This is a genomic window from Psychrobacter sp. CX97, from assembly GCF_057396285.1.
Window position 1 is genome coordinate 15,602 of the sequence record NZ_JBXYJE010000008.1, and the last position, 24,302, is coordinate 39,903.

Annotated in this window: 22 protein-coding genes; 16 read left to right on the top strand and 6 right to left on the bottom strand. The window is 38.4% G+C overall.

The genetic code is table 11. The annotated features are described in order from the left end of the window. The first annotated feature begins 516 nt into the window (after window positions 1-516). The 12 genes from AC2SLL_RS07730 to AC2SLL_RS07785 all read left to right on the top strand — a co-directional run bounded on the left by AC2SLL_RS07730 (window position 517) and on the right by AC2SLL_RS07785 (window position 12,758). Window positions 517-1,545, top strand: a complete 1,029-nt coding sequence (locus tag AC2SLL_RS07730; RefSeq protein ID WP_486531241.1) for a HemK family protein methyltransferase — start codon at window positions 517-519, stop codon at window positions 1,543-1,545. Between the two features lie 175 nt (window positions 1,546-1,720). Then, a complete protein-coding gene (gene aroC / locus AC2SLL_RS07735) occupies window positions 1,721-2,821 on the top strand; it encodes a chorismate synthase (RefSeq protein WP_486531114.1) in 1,101 nt (366 codons plus the stop codon). A gap of 12 nt (window positions 2,822-2,833) precedes the next feature. Further along, complete coding sequence (locus AC2SLL_RS07740) at window positions 2,834-3,502, top strand: nitroreductase family protein (RefSeq protein ID WP_486531115.1); 669 nt, start codon at window positions 2,834-2,836, stop codon at window positions 3,500-3,502. 82 nt (window positions 3,503-3,584) lie between these two features. Next, window positions 3,585-4,823: an NAD(P)H-dependent glycerol-3-phosphate dehydrogenase gene (locus AC2SLL_RS07745; RefSeq protein WP_486531116.1), complete on the top strand. Its 1,239-nt coding sequence runs from the start codon at window positions 3,585-3,587 to the stop codon at window positions 4,821-4,823. A gap of 126 nt (window positions 4,824-4,949) precedes the next feature. After that, window positions 4,950-5,411: a phosphohistidine phosphatase SixA gene (gene sixA / locus AC2SLL_RS07750; protein WP_486531117.1), complete on the top strand. Its 462-nt coding sequence runs from the start codon at window positions 4,950-4,952 to the stop codon at window positions 5,409-5,411. A gap of 161 nt (window positions 5,412-5,572) precedes the next feature. Continuing rightward, window positions 5,573-6,886 carry a type II secretion system protein GspL gene (gene gspL / locus AC2SLL_RS07755; protein ID WP_486531118.1) on the top strand — a complete coding sequence of 438 codons (1,314 nt, stop codon included), beginning with the start codon at window positions 5,573-5,575 and terminating at the stop codon, window positions 6,884-6,886. A 169-nt stretch (window positions 6,887-7,055) separates the two neighbouring features. Then, a complete protein-coding gene (locus tag AC2SLL_RS07760) occupies window positions 7,056-7,661 on the top strand; it encodes a type II secretion system protein GspM (RefSeq protein WP_486531119.1) in 606 nt (201 codons plus the stop codon). Window positions 7,662-8,045: 384 nt separating this feature from the next. After that, window positions 8,046-8,600, top strand: a complete 555-nt coding sequence (locus AC2SLL_RS07765) for a DUF4870 family protein (RefSeq protein ID WP_486531120.1) — start codon at window positions 8,046-8,048, stop codon at window positions 8,598-8,600. Window positions 8,601-8,752: 152 nt separating this feature from the next. After that, complete coding sequence (locus tag AC2SLL_RS07770) at window positions 8,753-9,790, top strand: quinone-dependent dihydroorotate dehydrogenase (RefSeq protein ID WP_486531121.1); 1,038 nt, start codon at window positions 8,753-8,755, stop codon at window positions 9,788-9,790. Window positions 9,791-9,867: 77 nt separating this feature from the next. Next, window positions 9,868-10,371 carry a CvpA family protein gene (locus AC2SLL_RS07775; protein WP_486531122.1) on the top strand — a complete coding sequence of 168 codons (504 nt, stop codon included), beginning with the start codon at window positions 9,868-9,870 and terminating at the stop codon, window positions 10,369-10,371. Between the two features lie 65 nt (window positions 10,372-10,436). Next, a complete protein-coding gene (purF, locus tag AC2SLL_RS07780; RefSeq protein ID WP_486531123.1) occupies window positions 10,437-11,981 on the top strand; it encodes an amidophosphoribosyltransferase in 1,545 nt (514 codons plus the stop codon). 297 nt (window positions 11,982-12,278) lie between these two features. Beyond that, window positions 12,279-12,758 (top strand): RidA family protein, encoded by a 480-nt coding sequence (locus AC2SLL_RS07785; protein WP_486531124.1) that lies wholly within the window; start codon window positions 12,279-12,281, stop codon window positions 12,756-12,758. A 164-nt stretch (window positions 12,759-12,922) separates the two neighbouring features. Here the strand turns inward: AC2SLL_RS07785 and AC2SLL_RS07790 are convergent, their stop codons facing one another. The 4 genes from AC2SLL_RS07790 to yajC form a co-directional block, all read right to left on the bottom strand. Then, a complete protein-coding gene (locus AC2SLL_RS07790; RefSeq protein ID WP_486531125.1) occupies window positions 12,923-14,458 on the bottom strand; it encodes an MATE family efflux transporter in 1,536 nt (511 codons plus the stop codon). A gap of 159 nt (window positions 14,459-14,617) precedes the next feature. Next, window positions 14,618-15,808 (bottom strand): protein translocase subunit SecF, encoded by a 1,191-nt coding sequence (secF, locus tag AC2SLL_RS07795; protein ID WP_486531126.1) that lies wholly within the window; start codon window positions 15,806-15,808, stop codon window positions 14,618-14,620. Window positions 15,809-15,817: 9 nt separating this feature from the next. Further along, complete coding sequence (gene secD / locus AC2SLL_RS07800) at window positions 15,818-17,698, bottom strand: protein translocase subunit SecD (RefSeq protein WP_486531127.1); 1,881 nt, start codon at window positions 17,696-17,698, stop codon at window positions 15,818-15,820. Between the two features lie 232 nt (window positions 17,699-17,930). Beyond that, window positions 17,931-18,263 carry a preprotein translocase subunit YajC gene (gene yajC / locus AC2SLL_RS07805; protein WP_486531128.1) on the bottom strand — a complete coding sequence of 111 codons (333 nt, stop codon included), beginning with the start codon at window positions 18,261-18,263 and terminating at the stop codon, window positions 17,931-17,933. Between the two features lie 657 nt (window positions 18,264-18,920). On the opposite strand from yajC, the gene AC2SLL_RS07810 reads away from it, so the two are divergent. From AC2SLL_RS07810 to AC2SLL_RS07825, 4 genes are all read left to right on the top strand, one after another. Beyond that, complete coding sequence (locus AC2SLL_RS07810; protein WP_486531129.1) at window positions 18,921-19,301, top strand: LapA family protein; 381 nt, start codon at window positions 18,921-18,923, stop codon at window positions 19,299-19,301. Between the two features lie 352 nt (window positions 19,302-19,653). After that, window positions 19,654-20,397, top strand: coding sequence for an orotidine-5'-phosphate decarboxylase (pyrF, locus tag AC2SLL_RS07815; protein WP_486531130.1), 744 nt, complete (start codon window positions 19,654-19,656; stop codon window positions 20,395-20,397). A 107-nt stretch (window positions 20,398-20,504) separates the two neighbouring features. Further along, a complete protein-coding gene (locus AC2SLL_RS07820; protein WP_486531131.1) occupies window positions 20,505-21,299 on the top strand; it encodes a metallophosphoesterase in 795 nt (264 codons plus the stop codon). A 199-nt stretch (window positions 21,300-21,498) separates the two neighbouring features. After that, entirely contained in the window at window positions 21,499-22,227 is a 729-nt protein-coding gene (locus AC2SLL_RS07825) for a histidine phosphatase family protein (RefSeq protein ID WP_486531132.1), read from the top strand. A gap of 318 nt (window positions 22,228-22,545) precedes the next feature. Here the strand turns inward: AC2SLL_RS07825 and rpsT are convergent, their stop codons facing one another. Continuing rightward, complete coding sequence (rpsT, locus tag AC2SLL_RS07830) at window positions 22,546-22,812, bottom strand: 30S ribosomal protein S20 (protein ID WP_486531133.1); 267 nt, start codon at window positions 22,810-22,812, stop codon at window positions 22,546-22,548. A 424-nt stretch (window positions 22,813-23,236) separates the two neighbouring features. Then, complete coding sequence (locus AC2SLL_RS07835) at window positions 23,237-24,079, bottom strand: RDD family protein (protein ID WP_486531134.1); 843 nt, start codon at window positions 24,077-24,079, stop codon at window positions 23,237-23,239. Between the last annotated feature and the right edge of the window lie 223 nt (window positions 24,080-24,302).

Sequence of the window (24,302 nt, forward strand, 5' to 3'; positions counted from 1 at the left end):
CTAATTAGGAAGATAGTAATTTAAGATTAGAGTTTTTAACAAAAATATTGATAATATTCACTTTGGTTACGATTACTGATTGAAATATATTAATTTACCCTGCTTATTTGACGCTTATGATTCATAGAAAATATTAATCTAGATTTGGCGTTCTATTTAGCATTAATGTTTAATTGTTTTAGCCGGATACTACCGATTTTAACCTTTGGGTATGGCCATTGAAGGAGCATATCCTTTAGGCTTAATTTATAGAATAAATTCAGTGCAACGAATAATAATATTTATTTAAACATAGCCATAATGATATACACTAAACTATAGTAATGTTTAGCCCTTTAAATCCGCTCTATACTAACTGACTGGGAAAGTTTTAAAAATATGTCAATAGATAATCTTAATAGTGATTCAAGTACTCAAAGAGTTTCTTCTCAATCAGGTTTAAATGACCTTGTATCTTCATTGGGTCATGATATTGATTCTTCTCATGCTGAATTTGATGATCAATATGAGTACTTAATGAGAGATTGCCATGAGGCGTATGATCATTTATATAGTATTCGTGATTTTATCCGATTTTGTGTCACGCAAATGCGTACTTATGATGTGGTCATAGCCCAAGGTACTACAGATGTATTTGCCGAGGCTGCCGCAATTGTACTTCATACACTTTCACTTGACTGGTCTGCTGATGAGCAGATATTGGATAGTCGACTGACTCCGTCAGAGAAGGGTGACGTTTTGTCATTATTACAGAAGAGAATTACTGAAAGAAAGCCACTTAGCTATCTGATTAATTTAGCCTATTTTTGTGGTATGCCCTTTTATGTTGACGAACGGGTGCTTATCCCACGCTCTCCAATAGCAGAATTAATTCGCCAGCAGTTTTATCCCTACTTTGAGACAAATGAACTTGCACAGTCGTTGGCCGCAGATTCTACTGCAGATATACCCAACTTCTTTTTACATGGGTTAGATGCCAAACAATTACGCCAGCCTGATAGGGTTTTGGACTTGTGTACAGGGTCTGGATGTATCGCAGTTGGTTTGGCTAATTGGTTTAGAGAAGCTTTAGTTGATGCCACAGACATTGATAAATCAGCATTAGAAATAGCTGCTGTCAATGTAGAGCATCATGGGATGGACCACCAAATAAATTTAATCGAATCAGATTTATTTAATAAAATTCCAGCTGAAAACCAGTATGAGCTTATTGTAACAAACCCGCCTTATGTTGATGCTGCTGCTATGGCAGAGTTGCCGCCTGAATTTATTCACGAACCTGAACACGCTTTAGCCGCTGGGCAAGATGGTTTGGACTTGGTGCATATTATTTTAGGAGATGCAGCAGACTATCTCACTCCTGAGGGTTTATTGGTGTGTGAAGTTGGCGATAGTGAGTGGGCGCTGAATCAAACGTATCCTGAAATACAGTTTAACTGGTTGACCTTTGCTCGTGGAGGTCATGGTATCTTTGCTATAGATCGTGAAACCCTTGTGCAATATCGAGGGTTATTTGAAGCACAAGTTGCTCGCTTAGTCTCTTAGTTTAACCTCTAAGTGTATAAATTTATTTGTTTATAAGTTCATTAGATAAGCTGATGTCTACTTATTTAGATGAACAGTAATTTAAATATATTTAATAGTTGATTAATAAGATAAGTTTAAAATAGTGAAAAATCAGGTCAAGTGAATACCTGTTTAATTATATTGAGTATGAATTATGGCTGGAAACAGTATAGGGCAGGTTTTTAGAGTAACCACGTGCGGCGAGTCTCATGGTAGTGGTTTGATGGCCATTGTAGATGGTATACCACCGGGTTTATCGCTTAGCAAAGAAGATTTACAAGTTGACTTAGATCGTCGTAAACCGGGCACTTCGAAATTTTCAACTCAGCGGCGTGAGCCTGATGAGGTAGAAATCTTATCGGGTGTCTTTGAAGGTATGACAACGGGCACGTCGATTGGTTTGCTTATTCGCAATACCAACCAGAAGTCTAAAGACTACAATGATATTAAGAATACCTTTCGTCCTGGTCATGCCGATTACACCTATAGTATGAAATATGGATTTCGGGATTATCGTGGTGGTGGGCGCTCATCTGCTCGTGAAACAGCAATGCGGGTTGCTGCAGGTGCTATTGCCAAAAAGTACCTTAATGAGCACTTAGGCATCGAAATTTTTGGTCATGTGGTGCAAATAGGCAACGAAAAAGTAGCACCACAAGATCCTAAATGTATTGATTGGCACTATGTTAATAGCAATCCATTTTTTTGTGCAGATAGAGATGCCATTCCTCGCTTTGAAGCTTTGATCAATCGTCTACGTAAAGAGGGGACCAGTTGCGGTGCCAAGGTTGAGATAGTCGCCTCAAATGTACCTGTTGGTCTAGGCGAGCCTGTCTTTGATCGGTTGGACGCTGATATAGCCCATGCCATGATGAGTATTAACGCAGTAAAAGGGGTAGAAATTGGTGATGGCATGGCGGTTGCAGAGCAATTTGGTCATGTGTCTCGTGATGAACTAACGCCAGAAGGTTTTACAGCCAACCATGCAGGTGGAATATTAGGTGGTATATCCTCTGGTCAGGATATTAAAGTGAGCATCGCTCTTAAACCGACCTCAAGTATTACCACACCAGGTAAAAGTATTGATCATGAAGGCAATATGGTTGATATGTTAACCAAAGGTCGCCATGATCCTTGTGTGGGGGTTAGAGCAACGCCTATTGCTGAAGCCATGCTAGCGATTGTTTTGTTGGATCACTACTTACGACATCGTGGTCAAAATGCCGATGTCAAACCACCCGTTGTACCAATATAGTGAATACATACGATGAACCTAAAAAATGAAACGGTTGAACCGTCCTCTATAATTGTTAAAGATAATGCGCATATTAACCCTTCAACTGTGGCTGCGTCGCCAATAATAGATGAGTCTATAATTGATTGGATTAAGTCACGCCGTAGTATTGCGAATTTAACTCTACCTGCGCCTAATCAGCAGCAAATTGAAGCAGCTATAGAATGTGCCATGACCGCACCAGATCACAAAAAGCTTAAGCCATGGCGTTTTATTGTTACTCAAGGTCAGGCCCGACACGAATTTGGTCGTGCATTATTAGCGGCTGCTGAGGCCAAAGCCTTGCGAGAAAATAAAGAGCTTGACGAAGCTACGCTTAATAAAACAGTTAATATGCCATTACGCGCTCCAATGATTATTACTGTTGTCACAAGAATGCAGTACCATGAGAAAGTACCAATGTTTGAGCAATTACTTAGCACTGGTGCCGCAGTACAAAATTTAATCTTGGCGTTAAAAGCCGAAGGTTTTAGTACAGTCTGGCGCACTGGTTTATTATCTAATGAACCGGCTGTTAAGTCTTACTTTAATGTGGGTTCAGAGGACTATATTGCTGCATTTGTTTATACAGGGAGTAGCCCTTGTGAGCTGCCTGTCCGTGATAAAATCGACATTCAACAGTTTGTGCAATATCAATCCTAGTGCCTAATCTGAAGTCGTAGTTATCGTTACCATTAAAACAACACTAATGGATTAGTTAATATTTACCAAAAGGCTTAACAAAATGGACGACAAAGATAAAAAAGTAAACTTGAATAACAGTCTTTTATCAAGTCTTGTTGAAAAAGCAACTAAAATCAATCTTGCAAAACGGAGTCAACCACAGCTTGATCCGTCACAAGTGGAAGAAGATGTTGAAAACAGGATGGATAAGTCTGCTATTCCTTCTAGTTTATCATCAAATCAGCTGCGCCTTGCCTTTTTAGGCGGAGGTAGCTTTGGTACCGCAATGTCAAATCTGGCAGCACGCAATGGGTGTGATTCTACGTTATGGGTGCGAGATAAACGTACGGTCAAAAGCCTTAAAAAGACAAGAGTAAATAAAAAATACTTGCCAGGATTTACACTTGATGAACGATTGAAATTTGAGCATGATTTAAAGACAGCAGTGACAGATAAGGATATTATATTTGTTGCCGTGCCAAGCTCAGCTTTTAGGGAGACTTTACAGAAAATTGCACCCTATATTTCAGGTCAGTCTATTGTGTCATTGACCAAAGGTATGGAGAAAGATACCTTTTCTACGATGAGTGAGATTATAAAAGATGAGCTGCCTGAGGTTAATTTTGGGGTTATGTCAGGTCCCAATTTGGCAGTTGAAATTATGCAAAATATGCCATCTGCGTCAGTTATTGCCAGTCATTCTGAACCGTTAAGACATGCCGTTCAGTCGGCCTTGCATAGTGCCTTTTTTAGAATTTTTGCCTCTGATGATGTGCGCGGTGTGGAACTGGGTGGTGCTCTAAAAAATATATATGCCATTGCTATGGGTATGGCCGCCTCTTATAATGTTGGCGAAAATACTAAAGCCATGTTGTTGACACGTGCTTTGGCTGAAATGAGCAGGTTTGGGGCGGCTTCAGGAGCAAATCCTTTGACCTTCTTAGGTCTATCAGGAGTCGGCGATTTATATGCTACCTGTGGGTCTGAGTTGAGCCGCAATTACCGTATTGGAAGTATGTTAGGCAAAGGTCTAAGCTTAGAGTCAGCAATCAAAAAGTTAGGGCAAACGGCGGAGGGCGTTAATACCATTCAACAAGTACATGAGAAGGCAACTAAATTAGGAATTTATATGCCCATTACTCATGCCCTACATGCCGTAATATATGAAGATCAAGCGGCACTTGGTGTTGCTTTAAACTTGATGGAAGCAGGGTTTAGAAGTGATGTTGAGTTTGTCATGCCGCATGATCGTACTAATGATTCTTTAAATGCGCAAAGATCAGATGCTTCAATTGAATAAGAAAAGTGTGTATAGGGTTTTTAACCACATATAAAATTTTAGACCAGTAAATATTTATATGATAGGTATTGAGTCGTTACACTATCGAAGTTAATTGAATTTTAACCTCATTTTTTTGAGAAACATATGAAAATCATATTGATGCGGCATGGTGAAGCAGAACGTAAAACCCAGCAAGATAATGAGCGACAACTTACAGTGATGGGTATTAAACAGGCGGAGGAAACAGCGGAATATATTTTAAATAAATATATTCCTGATGCATTTATTGTCAGTCCTTATGATAGAGCACAGCAAACTTTAGAGGCATTTAAGGTTAAACTACCTGATGTAGCGACAAACGTATTAAATAATATTACCCCGTCTGATGACCCAGTAGTGGCACTCAAAACATTAATGAATATTGAAGGGGAGTGTATACTCATTGTCTGTCATATGCCTATTATAGCTAAGATAACGGCGTTGTTAACGGCTCAATACCCTGAGGCGTATGAATTGGCAGAAGCACGAATCATTGAGGCTGAGTTTATAGGATTAGATATGGGAAATGAGGTTGATAGATTTATTCCCCAACAACCTGTTTCTTAAAATACCGTTTGCTAGCAAGCATATCAAAGTAGAGTAATGAATTAATTTAGCATCACTATGGTTATTTTAAACGTTTAAGTGGCGCTCAAGAGTTGATTTTAAAACTCTCTTAATTACCACTACAGTATATTTAGGCTTAAAGATTATATTAGGAAAATTGTGTGAAGCATGTTTGGTTGGCAGATCAAAAAGCAAAGTTAAGAGTTTGGAGCGATGCAACAGAGAGCTGGATGCAACTGGATGGCTGGCAAGATCTCAATGAAGTGACATTCTCAAAATCCAATAATAATGATGTGTGTCTGTATATTCCGACTCAATTAGCGTTAATGCTTGAAAATGAATTAAGCACTACTCAGATTAAACAGTTAGGACAAACTGGACAACAGTATTTATTCGAAGAGTTATCTTTGACGCCAGTTGAACAGCTGCAAGTGCGTAGTATGAGTGTTGGATTATCAAATACGTTTTATGCATTAAGTTCAGCTCAAATTGAACAATGGCAGCAAAGTGCACAGCTGGCAGGTTGCAAAATCACAGCCTTACTACCTGATTATTTACTTTTACCAGTCCCTGAAAGGCAAAATGACAATAGCCCTGATCCTATAGACAGCTCGGTAAACTTATATTACGATAGAATTCAAAACTCCTTTTTAGCCCGTTTCTCTATTGCTAAAGGTATTGGACTGAGTCATTCATCGCTGCTGCCAAGAGTGCTTAAAGATGTTGGCCAAATAACGTTCCTTTCCAGTGATGATTCGATAGTAAATACATTTACTCTAGATGCAGAGCCAGACAATCAATCTAGCTCGAGTTTGGATGAAAATGTGGGTAATATCCCTGACTCCATTAGGCTCATATGTGATGAATTTGGATTGGTTTTAAAACCCTCTAGCCTCTCTTTACATCCCGTAGATCTTCCTTTAAAACATCCGCTCAATTTTATAGTAGCTAAAAGTACCCGCTTGGCGTCACCTTATTTATCGTTGGTGGCAGGTCTATTGCTATTGGCAGGCCTCTTCCAAATTGTGGGTGATGCATTGCAGTGGTATCAGTATGATAAGGCTATCATGAGAACCAAACAAGCCACCGAAGCACAATTTTCTGAATGGTTTCCGGGGGAGACTTTAAACCCTAGGGTAAGTGTGACGACTCAAGTTGAACCTCGTTTGGTTCAGGGTCAGGGGGATAGTCAACCGCACCTTACTATATTAGGTCGCATCTCGCCCTTGTTAAAGCAGTCAAACTTAATTGCTCAATCAATAGTTTGGAATGAGTCAAATATAGTTATTATGGTAAAAGGCGAGCGTCGTGAGGGAATAGATCAATTACAGCGTAGTCTATATGAGCAAGGTATCAATGCTAATTTAGGCGCCATCAACCCTATTAGTGATGGGGGAGTAGTTGGCGAATTAAATATCTCTCTTGCCAGTGAGGCAAATGTGTCTGTAAATGAAAACAATAGTAAGCTTAGTTAAATCATTGCTTTAATGATACCCATTATTGATAGCCATTAATTTTTTCTCTGATAGCCGGCCCATAATACTATATTTTTAATGAGCTCTTTATAACCAACTACTTTAAATCACCCACTTTACATAAGTAACTTTGCCTGACTCCTTCTTATTTGAAAACGTATGAATAAATATGGCTAAACTTCTGTCCCGAATAAAACGTACCAATAAAGTATCAAAAACGGATGCTATATCATCGAGTGGTGAGGCAAATGATGCCTCAACAATGACCCTTGACTCTTCATCGAATATTAAGTCGATGTCGATCAAGAGTTCAAAACTTCTTGAATCTATGGCGAACAAATGGTCGACTCTATCTAGTCGTGATCAATTGGCCTTGTCGTTTCTATTTATATTTACGGTACTTTTACTGGGAGTATATGGTGGATATACGTTACACAATAAAGCGATGGAAAAACAAGAGGAATACCAGACAGCCGTTAGTGATTATTTCTGGTTACGTGCCCAGTCAAGTAATATAGACCCTTCAAAAAGTGCTGAAAACACATTAGCCATAGATCAACATTTGAGTCAGATTTTAACTCAATCTGGTGTTGCAAATCCTCAAGTATTAATGGTGCAAGATGATGCTCAGATTGGTTTTATGCAAGATAATCAAGGGGTTATTAGTAATGTCATTAGTTCAATAGTCAATTCGGGCTACAAGATTACCAATTTAAATATGCAACAAAATCCTGATACGAAAGTGATTGAAGTTCAGGCAACTGTGAGTAAATGATGTATGACGCAACTTGTGATGTGATGTAAGACTCTTTACTCACAACCTACAATTGGCTATTTTCGTCTAAAATGACCCACTACTTCATTAAAATCAGGATTAAGTAGAATGACTATTCAACCCGAGCTTTTAACTTCCCGAGCTTATAACTTAATGGCGCCTCGTATTGTTTCATTTCATTATAAAAATACCCTAATACCTTATGCGATCTTATGGTAATTCACTGGTAGTTATATGGATAAAAAAGACTGGAAATCAAAACAAGTCGCCCTTATTAAAGGTTAGACTACGTAGCTGAGTTCAGAAGTCATGATGCATGACGGAGTCAATTTAATTGGTTTTGGCGTTTTGCATCTATAATAAACATAATAAGAGTAAATAATTATGGCAGCTAATCATCAGGATAATAGTCGTAAGATAAAGACCAAGCGGCATGAGTCTTTAAAAAATGAGCCAACGTCTGTTTTTAATCAACGCTTTAACACGGTTAATGCCTCAGACACGCAAATGGCACGCCATAACAATAATTTACCTGTGTTAGAGAAGGCTAAAGAAGATGCTCTAATAAAATTTAATCATATTACTTATTTACTATACGCGGTTAGCTTTTTTAGCGCGGGACTTTTGTGGATAGTACCAATTGTGATGAATTATTTACGTCGAGGCGAAGCAGAAGGGACATGGTTGGCCACCCATTTTGACTGGCAGATTAAAACGTTTTGGTATAGTTTGATTTTTGGAATAATCGGTGCGACTTTGTTATTTATGAGCTTAGGGGGGTTGGGTATTAGTATTTTTGCAGAAAGCTCTGAAGTGGCAATAGGTTCTATTGTCATGGCAATTATTGGAGGGCTTATTTTCGTAGCGGCTATCTTATGGCACCTTTATCGTATTGTACGGGGCTGGATTGCTTTGACGGATAATCGTCCTGTACAGTAATCAACTGTTTAATATATTTATTTCTTAACCAATAATACAATTTGAACAGTGAATTGAATTCAGTATACTGTTATAATTTGGGTTTTGAGTTAATCCTAAAATTGAGCAGCTGGTCTGCATTTATTATTCTTAATAACAGGTTACCCAGCGTTATGTCCTACGCCTTACTTCGTCCTTTTTTATTCAATCTTGATCCTGAACATGCGCACGAACTCACTCTCCAGCTCCTAGAAAAAGCTCATAAATCCCGCACTCTAGGTTATATCTATTCACAGCAAGCACTTCCTACCGAATGTATGGGCTTACAGTTCTCCAATCCTGTTGGACTGGCAGCAGGGCTTGATAAAAATGCCGATTATATTGATGCTTTGGCAGAGCTGGGGTTTGGGTTTATAGAAGTAGGTACGGTTACCCCTATGGCTCAAATAGGCAACCCGAAACCCCGCTTGTTTAGGATTAAAGAAGCCGGCGCAATTATTAACCGTATGGGATTTAATAATTTAGGCGTAGAACACTTGGTTAAAAGGGTACAGAGCTGTAAGTATAAAGGCAATATAGGTATAAATATCGGTAAAAATGCAGTGACACCTGTTGAAAATGCTGCTGATGATTATATTTATTGCTTGGAACGCGTCTATCCTCATGCCTCTTACATAACCGTAAATATCTCCTCTCCTAATACTAAAAATCTTCGAGACTTACAGAGCGGCACTGCATTAACAGAGCTATTAGACACTATTAAAAATAGACACAGCCAATTGGCAACTGAATATGGATTTTATGTTCCTATGATGCTCAAAGTTGCCCCAGATTTAACAGTCAATCAAATCGACTATATTTCTGAACAATTAATCGATTTCGAGATAGATGGGTTAATCGCAACCAATACGACACTGAGTCGAACAGGGGTTGAAGATTTGCGCTTTGGCGATGAAGCGGGTGGATTATCGGGACGACCTGTCAGTCATCTCAGTACCCAGATCATACAGCAATTTCATGAAAGATTGATGGATCGAGTGCCAATCATCGGAGTAGGTGGTATCGACAGTGGAGAGAAGGCCGTTCGTAAACTGCATGCAGGGGCGACAATGGTTCAACTATACACGGGCATGATATATAAAGGCCCTAAGCTTGTACAGCAATGTATTGAGTCAATTGCAAGTCATCACGATTCGCTGATTATGCCATAAAAAATAGGCATAGGTATGATGATGTCATTATTCAAATGATGTTTTTGGAATAACTAATTAGTAGTGTGGTTTATCTTATGGGATTATTAGATATTATTATTGCTGTAATAGTACTAATTGGTTTATGGCGTGGGTTTCAGGCTGGCTTAGTACGAACAACGATTGCCTTGGTGGGTTGGTTTGTCGCTTTAGTAGCTGGAACAAGATTTGCAGATGATGTAGGTCCACTGTTATCCGGATATATTGAGTCTCCAGTTTTACAAATGGCATTGGGTTTTTTAATTATTGTATTGATAGTCATGTTGTTTATGCAAATAATATCCGCATTGATTTCCAGTGTGATAAAGGGATTTAAATTGGGGCTGGTTGATCAGTTAGCGGGTGGCATTTTAGGGTCTTTTAAAAATCTTATTGCCATTTTAGTTTTACTCAGCGTATTAGCACCAATGTTAATCAACACGTCACTTTGGAAGTCCTCTATCATTGCACCGGAATTAATGCCATATTCACCCTTTGCTACTGATTTTGTCAAAACCGTGTTTGGAGAAGCTTGGCAACAAATTGATACACCTAAACAGTAAGTTTTCCTTTGCGATAGATCAATAGCTTTTTATTAATTGAGTACTTAATTTAAAAAGGATAGTGTATGTGTGGAGTCGTTGGTGTTGCAGCTCACGAGCCAGTTAATCAGACTTTATATGATGCCTTGACGGTATTACAGCATCGAGGTCAAGATGCTGCCGGTATTGTTACGATGAAAGATGGGCGCTTTTTCTTACGTAAAGATAATGGCATGGTGCGTGATGTGTTTATGACGCGTCATATGATGCGATTGGTTGGCGAATTTGGTGTGGGGCATATAAGATACCCAACTGCTGGCACTTCAAGCAGTGCAGAAGCACAGCCATTTTATGTCAACTCTCCTTATGGTATCACGCTAGCGCATAACGGTAACTTAACCAATGCCGAAGAGCTTGCCAAAGAATTGTATCGAGATGATTTGCGACATCTCAACACCAATTCAGACTCTGAAGTACTGTTAAATGTATTAGCACATGAAATACAGGCACTGAATAAAACTCAGCCAACCCCAGACGATATTTTTGATGCGATTAGCTCAATGTATAAGCGTCTTGAAGGAGCATATGCTGTAGTAGCGCTGATTACAGGTCAAGGTTTAATAGCTTTTAGAGATCCTAACGGTATTCGTCCACTGGTATATGGGGAGCGGCTTGCTAAGAATGGTGGTACTGAGTATATGGTAGCATCTGAATCGGTTGCCCTTACTGGTTCTGGTTTTCAGGTCGTTCGCGATATTAAGCCCGGTGAAGCGATATTTATTGATCTTAAGAATCAGCTGCATACGCGCCAATGTATCGAGCCTAAGAAATACACACCTTGTATTTTTGAATATGTCTATTTTGCCCGTCCTGACTCCATTATCGATAATATTTCGGTGTATAAAGCCCGCCTACGTATGGGCGAAAAATTGGCTGAAAAAATTCGTAAAGAATGGGGCGAGAATCATGATATTGATGTGGTTATTCCCATACCTGATACGTCTCGTACTTCAGCGATGGAGCTTGCGCTTAATTTAAATGTTAAGTACCGAGAAGGCTTCATGAAAAATCGTTATATCGGACGGACTTTCATTATGCCTGGGCAGCAACAGCGCAAAAAATCAGTTCGTCAAAAGCTAAATGCTGTCCCCCTTGAGTTTAAAAATAAAAATGTTCTATTGGTTGATGACTCTATTGTACGTGGTACAACGTGTCATGAAATTATTCAAATGGCGCGCGATGCAGGTGCTAATAAAGTATTTTTTGCCAGTGCGGCGCCACCAGTAAAATTCCCGAATGTATATGGTATTGATATGCCTGTTCGTCATGAACTCATTGCTGCTGGGCACACTGTTGAAGAGGTTCGTAAGATTATAGGTGCAGATCGCCTAATTTTCCAAGATTTAGATGACCTGATTGATGCGGTTCAAGACACTAAACACAGTACAGTCGAAGGGTTTGATTGCGCTGTATTTGATGGTAACTATATCACAGGCAATATCACTGAAGAGTACTTAAACTATCTACAGGAACAACGTAATGACCAAGCAAAGGTAAAGACGGGTGGGGTTCAAATTATCTCAGATACCCCCGTCGATATGACAGGTATTCAAGAGGGTGAAGGCCAATAAATAGTGACATTAACTGTTCTAAATCTCTTATAAATTTAATAAACAGCTTTTAGCATTTTTTTTAGAATGATTAGCAGAGTATGACTTTATCTATTGAGTTATATTCTGCTTTTTTATTCATGCTATGTGGTGTGATAGGTTGTTATTAATAAATGTCCAACTCCAAAATATGACTAAAGTAAGGTTAAGTTTAGGGCGTGTCGTCGTTTACAGTGATTTACGTTTTTTCATACAGCAATAAATGCTTTGTTCGCTATTAAATATTTTTGCTATGGGTAAGTTTTGGGAGGATAACGTATGATTAGATATATGGTAACAGCGACTTTAGTTTTAGGTTTAAGTAGTGCCGCAACGACCGGTAATGCAGTAACCACTCAACAAACTAGCACCTTGCCAAGTAATATACCAAGTAAAACCACGCCTATATTTTATGGTACAAATGGAGAATATCCATTTTCTACAGCAGTGCGTGCTGGCAATACATTATATATGTCAGGTCAACTTGGCATTAAGAATGGAAAGCTGGTAGAAGGGGGTGTCAAAAAAGAGACCGAGCAAGCGTTGGATAATATTAATCATACTTTACTAACTTATGGTTATCAGAGTTCGGATTTGGTTAAATGTATGGTTATTTTAACTGATATGAATGATTTCGACGAATTTAATACAGCATATCAAGCCAAACTAAATAAACCCTATCCTGCTAGATCCGCTTTTGCAGCCCAAGAGCTGGCTTTCGGGGCTAAGGTGGAAATAGAATGTATGGCTGTAAAGTAATCGATTCTTGATTTAAACAGCTATATGTTGAGTAAAACAGGCGATTAACCTAGCAAGTGGATTGCCTTGTTTGTATATTTGATAACGTAATTGTGAAGAGGTTAATTTAAAACTTAAGGGGCTGAAGTAGATAAGGCTTAAATATAAATGCTATTTAAACCTCTTTAATGTTCTTTATAGATAAGCTGCTGCTTATATCGCCATAGCACAACACCGGAAACAACGAATCTTGACAACAATAACCAGTAGACGCTAAACCATATAACGGGCATTGCATAGCGAGCGCCGTAAATTTTGTACACCGCCCAAGTTAGCGGGAAGAATATAAGTGCCACTATAATAGCAACTTTGCGAATTTTAGATCCTGCGGTTAATCCAAACATAATCCCATCTAACCAATATGCACCCGCACCAATCAATGGCAGTAGAGCGGCAACGTAACGATAATCTAGAGCCAATGTATTTACCGCTTGTAAATCTGTCATCAGGCCCAAAAACGACGGCAATACCAATAGCCAAATAAGGCTTAAAGTAATCGCTAACCAAAATATAGTTATTCCTGTATTTTTGACAGCGAGCTTGAAATACTTGCTCCCTTTGTAGGCTACTGCTTGTCCAGATAAACTTTCTGCAGCAACTGCAACACCATCTAAAGCGAATGCTGAGATACTTAATACTTGTAGTAAAATGGCATTGGTCGCCATGATCAAATCTCCCTGCTGTGCAGATAAGCGTGTAATCCATGCAAAGCTTAAAGTCAATAATAGAGTACGAATGAAAATGTCTTTATTAAGGGAAAATAAGTGACGCATTTTATCGAATGCAAATACAGTGGATAAGCGTTGCTGCAAAGACTTTAAACCACTAATAGATAATAATTGCTTATTAATATGGCCAGTCTCTTCTACGCTATTTGGCTGATCTTGCATAAGTTCTTGGGTAGATACTGACATCGTTCTTTGCATAGTCTTTGACGTAGTATCACTATTAAACCTAATGGCAGAAAATTGGTGCATTTGGTGGATATGATAACGGGCTAATAAAGTAGCTGTTAAGCAACCAAATGCATAGGCAATTACCGTCGCCAGTGCTACACCTTGAAGACCCATATCTAAAAAGTATACAAATGTCAGGGTTAACACAATATTAATAACTGAAACAAGTACTTGTACCATCATCATTTGTTTGGTTTTACCTTGACCTGCAAACCAGCCGATAAATGCATAGTTCATCATTTCAAAGGCGATGCCAAAATAGCGGACTTCAATATAGGTCTGTGCCGCTTGTCTACTACTGGGTTGGGCACCTAATAAATCAAGCCCAAAGTCTATAAGAATCGGTTGGAATAGCCATAAAATACTTGCAAGGATAATGGCTAATCCTATAGAGCGATAAAGTATATGTTCCAGATCGGAGGAGAATTTACCGGTTGCTGATTGACGACCTACAGCTTGAGATGACAGACCCGATGATGCATATTGAAGAAAGTTGAAATTCACTAAAATTAATAGCCAGAGCTGTGAGGCTATGCCGAGTCCTGCAAGGCTATATTGTTGTGGAAAATGACCAACGACAGCCACATCAATTGCCCCTTGTAGAGGCATGGCAAGATTGGCAATTAACACCGGTGTGGCTATTGACAGAATACGATAGTAGCTTAAATCTAATGTTGAGGCTGAGCGAGAGGATGATGGACTCATATGCAAAACTTTTTATTAAGTGCAAATTAAATACTGGTAAAATTTTAGCAAGCGATACGTTTAGATAGTGATTGAGGAGCTTCATCTAATAACCAAAACCATAAAAAGCACCTTTAAGGTGCTTTTTATGGTTTTGGTTATTAAGTAGGTAAAATGTAATTATTCGTTATAAGCTTTCGGATCATTAAAACTGACCACTTCTTCTTCAAATTCTGGTTTTACTTTTACCACGAAGTCATCTCTAGATAATCCCATTGCCAATGGGATAGAGCTTGAGATGTAAGTTGAAGAGTAGGTACCTGCAATCAGGCCAATAAAGAAGGCAACCGAGAACCAATATAGCCCTGCGCCGCCTAAGAATAACATAGCTAAAACGACAACCAATACAGTAGACACGGTCATGATAGTCCTGCGTAGGGTTTCGGTTAATGACAAATCAATAATTTGCCTTGGGGGTGCACCACGGACCCGCCTAAAGTTCTCGCGAATACGGTCATAAACGACGATTGTATCGTTTAACGAATAACCAATTAACGCTAAAATTGCTGCGAGTACAGTTAAGTCAAATGGAAACTGGAATATTGCAAAGATACCTAAAGTAACAATCGCATCATGAAACAGGGCAACTAAAGCACCAACTGCGAGCTTGAACTGAAAACGGACCCCAACATACAGCATCATCATGACTAGAGCCGTAATGATAGCTATCATCGAACTTAAATATACCTCGCCACCAACCTGACTACCTATGATATTCACACTGCTAATTGTGGCTTGATTGTCAGTCAAGTCTAAGGCAGTTTTAAGGCTTTCACTTAATCCATCAACATTATCAGACTGTGGGGGGAGGCGAACTAATAGCTGTTTATTGCTGCCAAGATACTGAACAACAGCATCTTCAAACCCAGCGGACTCTAAAGTTTCGGTAATTTGGGTTTGCTCGACAGGTTGTTCGTAGGCAACATCAGCTGAGACACCACCGGTAAAGTCCAGACCCAGATTTAAACCATTGATAAACAGAGCACCCAAACTTATTACAACCATGATGATTGAGAATAAAGCCATTGGTTTTTCAAGCTTCATAAACGGAATGATACGTTTATTACCCACTGCTTTGATGCCACCTTCAGATAAGGCTGCATCATCCTCAAGACTGTCTATTGGCTCAGCGAGAGTCGTATCATCTTTACGGGCTAACTGAGTGCGAACACTATTATTGCCTTTGCCGTCACGACGAGGTTTACGTCTTCTGCGAGGCCTACCCTCGTTACTGGTAGCCATTGAGTCAACAGGTGTCTCGTTTTCAGACGTATTATCTGTTGTATTTCCATTTAATTTATTATTAGCCATTATTTTCTCCTAGCCAATGCTTAATGATTTAACAGATTTACGTTTGCCATAAACGAGGTGTATTAAGGCTCGGGTTACAATAATTGCGGTAAACAACGAGCTTAAGATACCAATAGCTAGAGTAATCGCAAAACCTTTGATAGGGCCAGAACCTATTGAAAATAAGATAATCGCTACCAAAAGAGTCGTGATATTGCCATCAAAAATACTACTAAATGCACGATCGAATCCAGAAACAATTGCTGATTTCGGTCGTGCGCCTTCAGCTAGCTCTTCACGAATACGCTCAAATATCAATACGTTAGCATCTACAGCCATACCAATGGTTAATACAATACCCGCTATACCCGGTAAAGTCAGTGCTGCACCAAGAATGGATAGAACAGCCACCATAATGATTAAGTTAAAAGCTAAAGCGATATTCGCAATCACACCAAATAAGCGATAGAAAACTATCATGAATACGAATACTAACAAGTAGCCTATTTGTGTTGAAAAGAGGCCATCATCAATATTTTTCTGACCCAAAGATGGACCAATGGTTCTTTCTTCAACAAAATACATAGGAGCAGCAAGCGCACCTGAGCGAAGTAGTAGCGCTAATTCAGCGGCTTCAGCTGGGCTATCTAGGCCAGTAATACGAAACGAAGAGCCTAACACAGCCTGAATATTTGCTTGACTGATGATTTTGGTTTCCGAATAGGGCGTTCGTGTTTCAACGGTTTCTCCCGTTTCAGGATCTTTGGCGTAATCAATCTTCTGCTTGTTTTCAATAAATAACACAGCCATTTGTTTGCCAACTGCGTTTTTGGTGGCATTTTGCATTAATTTACCACCGGCATTATCTAAGGTAATATTTACCTCAGGAGTACCAGATTCACTATCGAGACCAGAAGTTGCCCCTTGCACTCTATCGCCCGTTAATATGGGTTGACGGTTCAGCAGTGAAGGCGGACCATCAAGGCTCATATAGGGAAATGCTTCTGTGCCAGCAGGAGGTATTCCACCTGCATAATTAGCATTGTCATCTGCTACCAAACGAAACTCTAGGTTAGCAGTACGTCCAAGCACACGTTTAGCCTCAGCGGTATCTTGAACGCCAGGTAGCTCTACGACAATACGATTGCTACCTTGCGACTGAACCAGTGCTTCGCTGACACCTAGCTCGCTAATACGGTTGCGCAGAGTGGTTAAGTTTTGACCTACCGCATAGTCATTAATCTCATCTAAAGTCGCTTCGTTATAGCTTAGATTAAGTCCCGGCCCTTGGTCGTCCATAATCGCTTGAATATCGAATTGAGGCCCCTGTGTACTTTGCAAAATTCGTTGCGCTTTGTCTCTATTGCTCGTATCACTAAAGTGAAGGATTAAGCCTTGATCTGCAGGGCTGACACCTTTCACAGGGACTCGTTCACTGCGTAGAGCACGGCGGACATCACTACTGGCGCTTTTTAAACGCTGTTCGATGGCTTTATCCATGTCAACTTCAAGTACGAAACGGACGCCGCCTCTTAAATCTAATCCAAGCTTGAGTGGCTTAGCGCCAATACTACGCAGCCATTCTGGCGTAGTTTGAGCTAAGTTGAGTGCTACAACATAATCATTGCCCAGCTGTTGGCGCAATACCCCCTGTGCCTTAAGTTGGTCTTCTGTGTTATCTAGACGCAGTAGAGCACTATTATCTTGAAAAGTAGGATTATGATTTGCAATTCCAGATTCATCCAAGAGTTGCTGAGATTTTTGTAGCAAAGCTTCGTCGAGCTGTGTACCTGCAGATGCACTGGTAACCTGAACAGCTGGTTCGTCTGGATAAAGGTTTGGCAGCGCATACAGGCCTGAAATGAAAAGGACGAATATAATTAAAAAATATTTCCAAGCAGGGTAATGCATAGTCGCTTCTTCACTTAAAGGAAGGTAAGGTGTAGAGTTTAAATACTATCCAATTATTTGACTGTATTATGTCAATAAAATTCACTAACTAAATAACATGGTAAACACTTTACAGGCAATACGACAGAATAGTCTGGATATAAACTAAAATAATATGGGACAAAAAGCCTAGACTATATTAAACAATATATTAAACGCTTAAGGCTATTTCTTTAAAGTTTGCAATCAATAGCTATTTTAAGCCATCAATAGTTCCTTTGGGTAGTACAGAAATTACGGAAGCGCGTTGTACCATAACGTTTGTTTTATCATTTAAAGCCACAACAGCATAATCGCCATCGATAGATTGAATTTGACCCATTAAGCCGCCTGCAAAAATAACTTCACTACCAACAGTCAATGAGTTAACCATGTTGCGATGCTCTTTGGCTCGTTTAGACTGAGGTCTAATAACTAAAAAATAAAAAATTGCAAAAATGACCAATGGGAATAGCCACTGTAACATCATTGAAGGTGCTGCTCCGGTTTCAGGGGCTGCGTGTGCTGCTTGAATAAATAAGCTCATAATATTTCCTTAAATTAAAAAAGTTAATTGCTGCAAAAATCTACTGATGCGATAAAACCTCTATCACTTAATCTGACTAAGTTCCTATAAATACTAAGTTACTATAAAGACAATAAGTTACTTTAAGTCTATTCTTATAGCCTATATAGGGTACTTCACTGATATATGGGGGCAGATAATATAAAATAACCCGCATGGTATCAAAAAAAAGCCTGCTTGATAACTATTACTTACATTGTAGAGTAGTTTTTAACAAGTAGAGCTGTTTTTAAAGGTTTAAATTAATGTTCTAAGTAGCCCTCTTATTAAATAGCGAGCCTTATACCCTTATTATACCCTCAATTTTTATAACCCACTTGCACGCCTATATTGGTAATATTCTGATCAAGTTTGCAATGTACTTTTCCAAATTATCAACTTATAGGAGTGATAAACCAGCTCAGTATTGTTTTAAATAATTTTAACTCACTGACAATGATTTAATAACGTCTATCATGTACTGTCGCTAATAGCGTAGCGTGCTTATCTAAAATGAGCGATATTGTTTACCATTGATATAAAATGAGTACTAGCAGTAATTACCCATAAAAAGTTATAATTGGCATTAATATAATAATTTTTAAACTTGATATAATCATTTGTATACTAGAGGCAACTATGCGTTTTATTTTAATTATCTTACTATTTTTAATATTTGGTTATTCTTTGGGCTTAGTGTTGGTAAACGGCAGCGAAGTTGCGGTTAACTTACTATTTACTCAATCTCCAGCTATGAATTTGGGATTACTGCTCATTCTTTGTATCTTCCTTGGCGTGCTGATTGGCATGCTACTTGCTTTATTGTTATTCAAAGTATTACAAAACAAATGGGAGATTGGTCGTTTAAATAAAGAGAACAAACGGTTACAAGAACAGCTTAAGCAAGCAAATATTACCATTGATCGTCAAGCCAATGGGCAATCATTAGAGCAAGTTGTAGGTAATACCACTGCTACGGATACTTCCATTCGTTCGAGTGATTCGACGGTCATCCGATAATAGAGGGTTACTAAGCTCAGTACAACACTACAAACAGTGCTGTACTCTGTAATTTATCAAAATAACCTAATAGTATTAAATCACATAGTATTAAAACGACCTGACTGAGGTCGTTTTTTTTAATCATTTTTGTCGTTTAATGTAGCTTTTAATTTTTGGATCTCAGAATATCTTTAGGGTAAAACACATCAAGCAAATGAAAAACAATGTTAAATATCAACTTAGCTTCAAAATTTAAAATTGATTAATTTAGTGCTTTTTATGTGCATCCTAGTTATTATTTAGAAGATAGTTATTAAAAGTTAGATAGTTATTAAAAGTATGGCTCGACTTATTCATGCTGGGAGATACCGTGACGCAATCAAATCAACTGACAAGTTTACAAGGTAATGAGACTAAGACTCTATACTCACCTATTATAGTAGCGATAGATAAAACATCATTAATTGAGGCTTTGCAAGTTGCCGAATTATTGGACCCTAAAAAATGTAGCGTTAAGGTAGGGAAAGAGCTGTTTACGCGATGCGGGCCAGTAGTAGTGCATGAGCTTCATAAGATGGGATTTAAGCTATTCTTAGATCTTAAGTTTCATGACATACCTAATACAACAGCTCAAGCAGTTCTTGCGGCTGCTGATTTGGGGGTATGGATGGTTAATGTACATGCTTCTAGTGGTTTAAAGGCCATGCAAGAGTCTAAAAAGCGTTTGATAGATGCAGGTCATGATACTTTATTAATCGGAGTCACGGTATTAACCTCTAGTTCACAGCAGGATCTTGAGCAAATAGGCATCCATCGAACAGTTGATGAACAAGTTCGTCGGTTGGCTTTATTGACAAAAGAATCTGGGCTTGATGGTGTGGTGTGTTCTGCACAAGAATCAGCAATGTTAAAAAATATTTGCGGCAGTACTTTTAAACTAATAACGCCCGGCATTCGCACTATAGAAGACTCCGCAGATGATCAAAAACGTATTTGTACGCCTCAACAAGCCATGCAAAATGGTTCAGATTATTTAGTAATAGGCCGTTCAATTACTCAGGCTGCCAACCCATCTGACAAGCTGTCGTCAATCTTAGAGGGTATAAGTCAATAAAGCATTAAAAGTGTATCTAAGCGTCAACTCTAAAAATCAGTTGCAATTGGCTGTTCATGAATCAAATACACATAACCTATAAATTAAATTAAAAAAAAGAAAGTCTTATGAAGTTACAAGTACTAAGCGACCTTCACATAGATAGTTACTCTAGACGAGATATGCCAAAGGGCCGCATTCCTAAAACTGATGCAGATATCATTTTAGTAGCTGGGGATACTGCAAATAGTGATTCAGGGATGGGTTGGCTACAAGATCAGGCTAAACTTAATGACAAGCCTATTATAACGATAGCAGGCAATCACGAATACTTTTCTGAGGATGTTTTTTCATTTGATAGTCAGTTATTAAATTGGGATAACTATGATGACCATTCACATAAAGGTTTGAAAGTACTGCAATGTACCAGTTATGATATTGATAATATTCGTATATTGGGTTGTACACTATGGACAGATTATCAGTATCAAGCCTCTGAGGAGACATTCGATTCAGTCATGTCTTTTATGCGTGATTATAAACAGATTTATGCAGGTGATGGGTTGTTTTCGCCCGCCATATCGGTTCAAATACACGCTGAGCACAGAGCTTGGCTCAAACAGGCACTTATAAAGTCAAAGTCTGATAATAAAAAAGTAGTGGTAATGACTCATCATAGTGTTAGTCCCAAATCGGTATCAGAAAAGTATGCAGGATTCCCTAGCAATGCTGCCTTTGTTAGTGATTTATCAAGCTGGATGCAGGAGCCTTGGGCGCCAGCACTCTGGGTGCACGGACATACTCATGAAGCATTTGATTATCGTATTGGATACACTAGAGTCGTCGCAAATCCACGGGCTTATCCAGGAGAAGTTAGCTCAACTGAATTGAAATTCGACTGGTCAAAAGTAGTGGAAATTTAAATAGCGTAGTTTAGATCTGCTAATTTTAATGCGTAACTATCAAAGTGTCACTATAAAGATGCCACTGTACAATCTTAGGTGTGAACTTTAATGCAAAATCTAAACACAAAGTCTAATGTTAGATACTTTTATGGGTTAAAACGGTAAAATAAATATAGATGCTCAACTAATATAGAGGCTCAACTTGTAAAGATTGATAATGATAAATAATCCTACACTACCAGCCCCAGCTCATTTGCCAGAAAGCATGATTAGCTCAGTTAAGCAGCTACCTTTCCAAAATGAGCGCTTGATTTTATTTACCAGACACTCTTTACGGGAGCGTTCTAATGGTGAAGGGTTTGCTAGTGCAAATTTACCGCTGACATCAAAAGGGAGGGTTCTCGCAAAATCTTGGGGTCGATGGTTAGACGAACATTTATCCTATTCAATGGATGCGCATAGTATCGCTAGCCCGATTGGTCGCTGTGTGGATACTGCTAAGCTAATGCAGGAAGGTGCTGGGGTTCAGAAGCCTATCATCCATCAGTCACTATTGGTTGAGCCAGGTAGTTTAGTAGTAGATGCTAAAGTAGCAGGCGCTAGATTTAAAGAGATTGGTGCGCTTAACTTTATAAATGCATTTTTGCAAAATTCTTTAGAAAGCACTAAGCCAGCCAATAAGGGTGCGCTTGATTTACTGTACTTACTGTATGAAAATCAACCCGAGCCAGGGCATTTATCATTAGCTGTGAGCCATGATACGCTTTTGTCCGCATTTTTAGGGGTAATGATGCAAAGTAATGCCATTACATGGGAAGATTGGCCGAAAATGATGGAAGGTATATTCATATGGTTTGATGAAAAACCTTTCCACGAATCCACAGCTAATTTGATTTGGCGGGGTAAAAGTTTTTCGGTGTCTGCACAGAGTTTATTTACCGTTTAGGCTGCTGGCCGATAAGTTTTATAAATTATTTAGTAAAACTTAAACATGTTATGTTTATCTTTAAAATTATATAAATACATATAAATGTGTATCCTTAAAGCCTAGCCTCACTACTTCATCATATTTTCACGCTTTTGTATTTAATACTATATGCTTTTATAGCCACGGGCTATCTTAAATGGTTTGTTTTTTCCTACTCATGACACATCGTAAAAAAGCCCCTAAACCTTGGTAAGGTGTAGGGGCTTTAAACTAAGTCTAGTAGCTTTTAGACTAAGTCGTTTTAATAAAATAACATTTTATTTTTAGAGTATTAAGTTACGCTTTAATCGCCTTAATCGCAGCATTATAACGGCTCTTATGACGAGCTGCTTTATTCTTATGAATAACACCCTTATCAGCCATACGGTCAATAACTGGTACAGCCTTGTTGTAAGCTTCAGTAGCAGCTTCAAAATCTTTAGCAACAATAGCAGCATCTACTTTTTTAAGATAAGTGCGAATCATTGAACGTTGTGATGCTTTATGTTGACGACGTACGTTATTTTGACGAACGCGTTTACGAGCTTGTGCAGTGTTAGCCACGGATGTCTCCTTGATAAAGTTAAATTACTAAATTGGGCTCAGTAAAATTGTACTGAAAAATATAAAGTCAATAATGTATGTGACCTGACCTATAGATGAAAATTATAAGTAAAAATAAAATAAAGCTTATAACTCATCACTTTTAAAAGTAGACGGTATAAGCCAAATATATTTTTGCCATTATGGATCTGAGACTATCCAGCCGGCAAGCATGATAAAATGGCAATAATAATACATAATAAATAAGCAGCCAGTTAGTCATTATGCTTAACTTAATAACATGGTTTTGTCAGTGATTCAGTTAAACTTATTACGCCAACATATAATTCGCGCATAACTAAGGAATATTTTTTATGCGTAATTAAAGCCGAGTATCATAGCAAATCGATTGATAAAATTCAATCAATTTGCGTAATGTTAAAATTTAATCTTTGTTTATTTGACCGTCGGTAGCTTTTACTACAATTGTTTTAGCTAATTTGTCATGTAGGCTACGGCGTTTTTTGTTGACAATTAACATAAATACATCCGCCATCAAAATGAACTGACCAAGGTAAGGTATATTGTAAGCCAAATTAGTTAATATTGTGCGCAGCAATACAATATTAGTGACTGTCGGAAGCTTTTCAGTCTCAACGTCTAAAATACGTACGCCTGTTACCAGTTTACCAATACTTTGCCCACGTTTGATTAACATGAAAATTTGCACGAAAAATAACAATAGCAAAAAGATTGCAGTCATGGCAGTTAAATACTGAGGAACTGTTTCTATCAGTGAAGAAAGTAGAGCGGGGTCTTGCGCAGCTTCTTGTACTTTATCGAAATCAAATGCAAGTCCTGATAACAATGGTACCAAACAAAGAATCGCAAGTATTTGGTCGATTAGAACAGCCAGAATTCTACTGCTAATGCTTGCCAATTCATTCACAGTAGTCTTTAAACCATCAGGTCGTACTCTTGTAACATGTGAAGGTTCATTCTGCTTTTTGAAGGGGGAGAGATTTGTTTTAAAGGGGGCTTTTGCTTTATCTGGTTCATTATTACCATATAACTCAGCAACGGATACCCTTGTAGATGAAGTAGCAGAAGCAGTAGGGTTATAATGGTAGGTCTCATTGGTTAAAGAGCCTACCCGTTGCCACTGTTCCATACCTTCGTGCCACATCAAGTCATTGAGTTCAACTTGCTGTGTTGCAAGCATTTTATTAAGTTGATCAAGAGTATAAGGTCCCGCTTGAACCTGATTTCTTGCAAGATAAATCTGCATCGCAATGTAACCTTTTTTTAAATAGCAAGTTTTTAAATAACGAGTGTTAAAATAACAAATTTTTAAATAGTAAATAACCACTTAATAGTTTAACAGATATGGTTATGTACTAGGAACTGTTTCAATTCAATGAGAGATCATGATTGGGCTTATTTATAAGTATACAAACGATTAACAATAACTAATAGACTACTGGACATGACATCGTCCTATACTAAATTAA

Bases quoted from the DNA above. Each gene is read 5' to 3' on its own strand.
- AC2SLL_RS07730 (WP_486531241.1), top strand. From the start codon at position 517: ATGAGAGATTGCCATGAGGCGTATGATCATTTATATAGTATTCGTGAT.
- aroC (WP_486531114.1), top strand. From the start codon at position 1,721: ATGGCTGGAAACAGTATAGGGCAGGTTTTTAGAGTAACCACGTGCGGC.
- AC2SLL_RS07740 (WP_486531115.1), top strand. From the start codon at position 2,834: ATGAACCTAAAAAATGAAACGGTTGAACCGTCCTCTATAATTGTTAAA.
- AC2SLL_RS07745 (WP_486531116.1), top strand. From the start codon at position 3,585: ATGGACGACAAAGATAAAAAAGTAAACTTGAATAACAGTCTTTTATCA.
- sixA (WP_486531117.1), top strand. From the start codon at position 4,950: ATGAAAATCATATTGATGCGGCATGGTGAAGCAGAACGTAAAACCCAG.
- AC2SLL_RS07760 (WP_486531119.1), top strand. From the start codon at position 7,056: ATGGCTAAACTTCTGTCCCGAATAAAACGTACCAATAAAGTATCAAAA.
- AC2SLL_RS07765 (WP_486531120.1), top strand. From the start codon at position 8,046: ATGGCAGCTAATCATCAGGATAATAGTCGTAAGATAAAGACCAAGCGG.
- AC2SLL_RS07770 (WP_486531121.1), top strand. From the start codon at position 8,753: ATGTCCTACGCCTTACTTCGTCCTTTTTTATTCAATCTTGATCCTGAA.
- AC2SLL_RS07775 (WP_486531122.1), top strand. From the start codon at position 9,868: ATGGGATTATTAGATATTATTATTGCTGTAATAGTACTAATTGGTTTA.
- purF (WP_486531123.1), top strand. From the start codon at position 10,437: ATGTGTGGAGTCGTTGGTGTTGCAGCTCACGAGCCAGTTAATCAGACT.
- AC2SLL_RS07785 (WP_486531124.1), top strand. From the start codon at position 12,279: ATGATTAGATATATGGTAACAGCGACTTTAGTTTTAGGTTTAAGTAGT.
- AC2SLL_RS07790 (WP_486531125.1), bottom strand. From the start codon at position 14,458: ATGAGTCCATCATCCTCTCGCTCAGCCTCAACATTAGATTTAAGCTAC.
- secF (WP_486531126.1), bottom strand. From the start codon at position 15,808: ATGGCTAATAATAAATTAAATGGAAATACAACAGATAATACGTCTGAA.
- secD (WP_486531127.1), bottom strand. From the start codon at position 17,698: ATGCATTACCCTGCTTGGAAATATTTTTTAATTATATTCGTCCTTTTC.
- yajC (WP_486531128.1), bottom strand. From the start codon at position 18,263: ATGAGCTTATTTATTCAAGCAGCACACGCAGCCCCTGAAACCGGAGCA.
- AC2SLL_RS07810 (WP_486531129.1), top strand. From the start codon at position 18,921: ATGCGTTTTATTTTAATTATCTTACTATTTTTAATATTTGGTTATTCT.
- AC2SLL_RS07820 (WP_486531131.1), top strand. From the start codon at position 20,505: ATGAAGTTACAAGTACTAAGCGACCTTCACATAGATAGTTACTCTAGA.
- AC2SLL_RS07825 (WP_486531132.1), top strand. From the start codon at position 21,499: ATGATAAATAATCCTACACTACCAGCCCCAGCTCATTTGCCAGAAAGC.
- AC2SLL_RS07835 (WP_486531134.1), bottom strand. From the start codon at position 24,079: ATGCAGATTTATCTTGCAAGAAATCAGGTTCAAGCGGGACCTTATACT.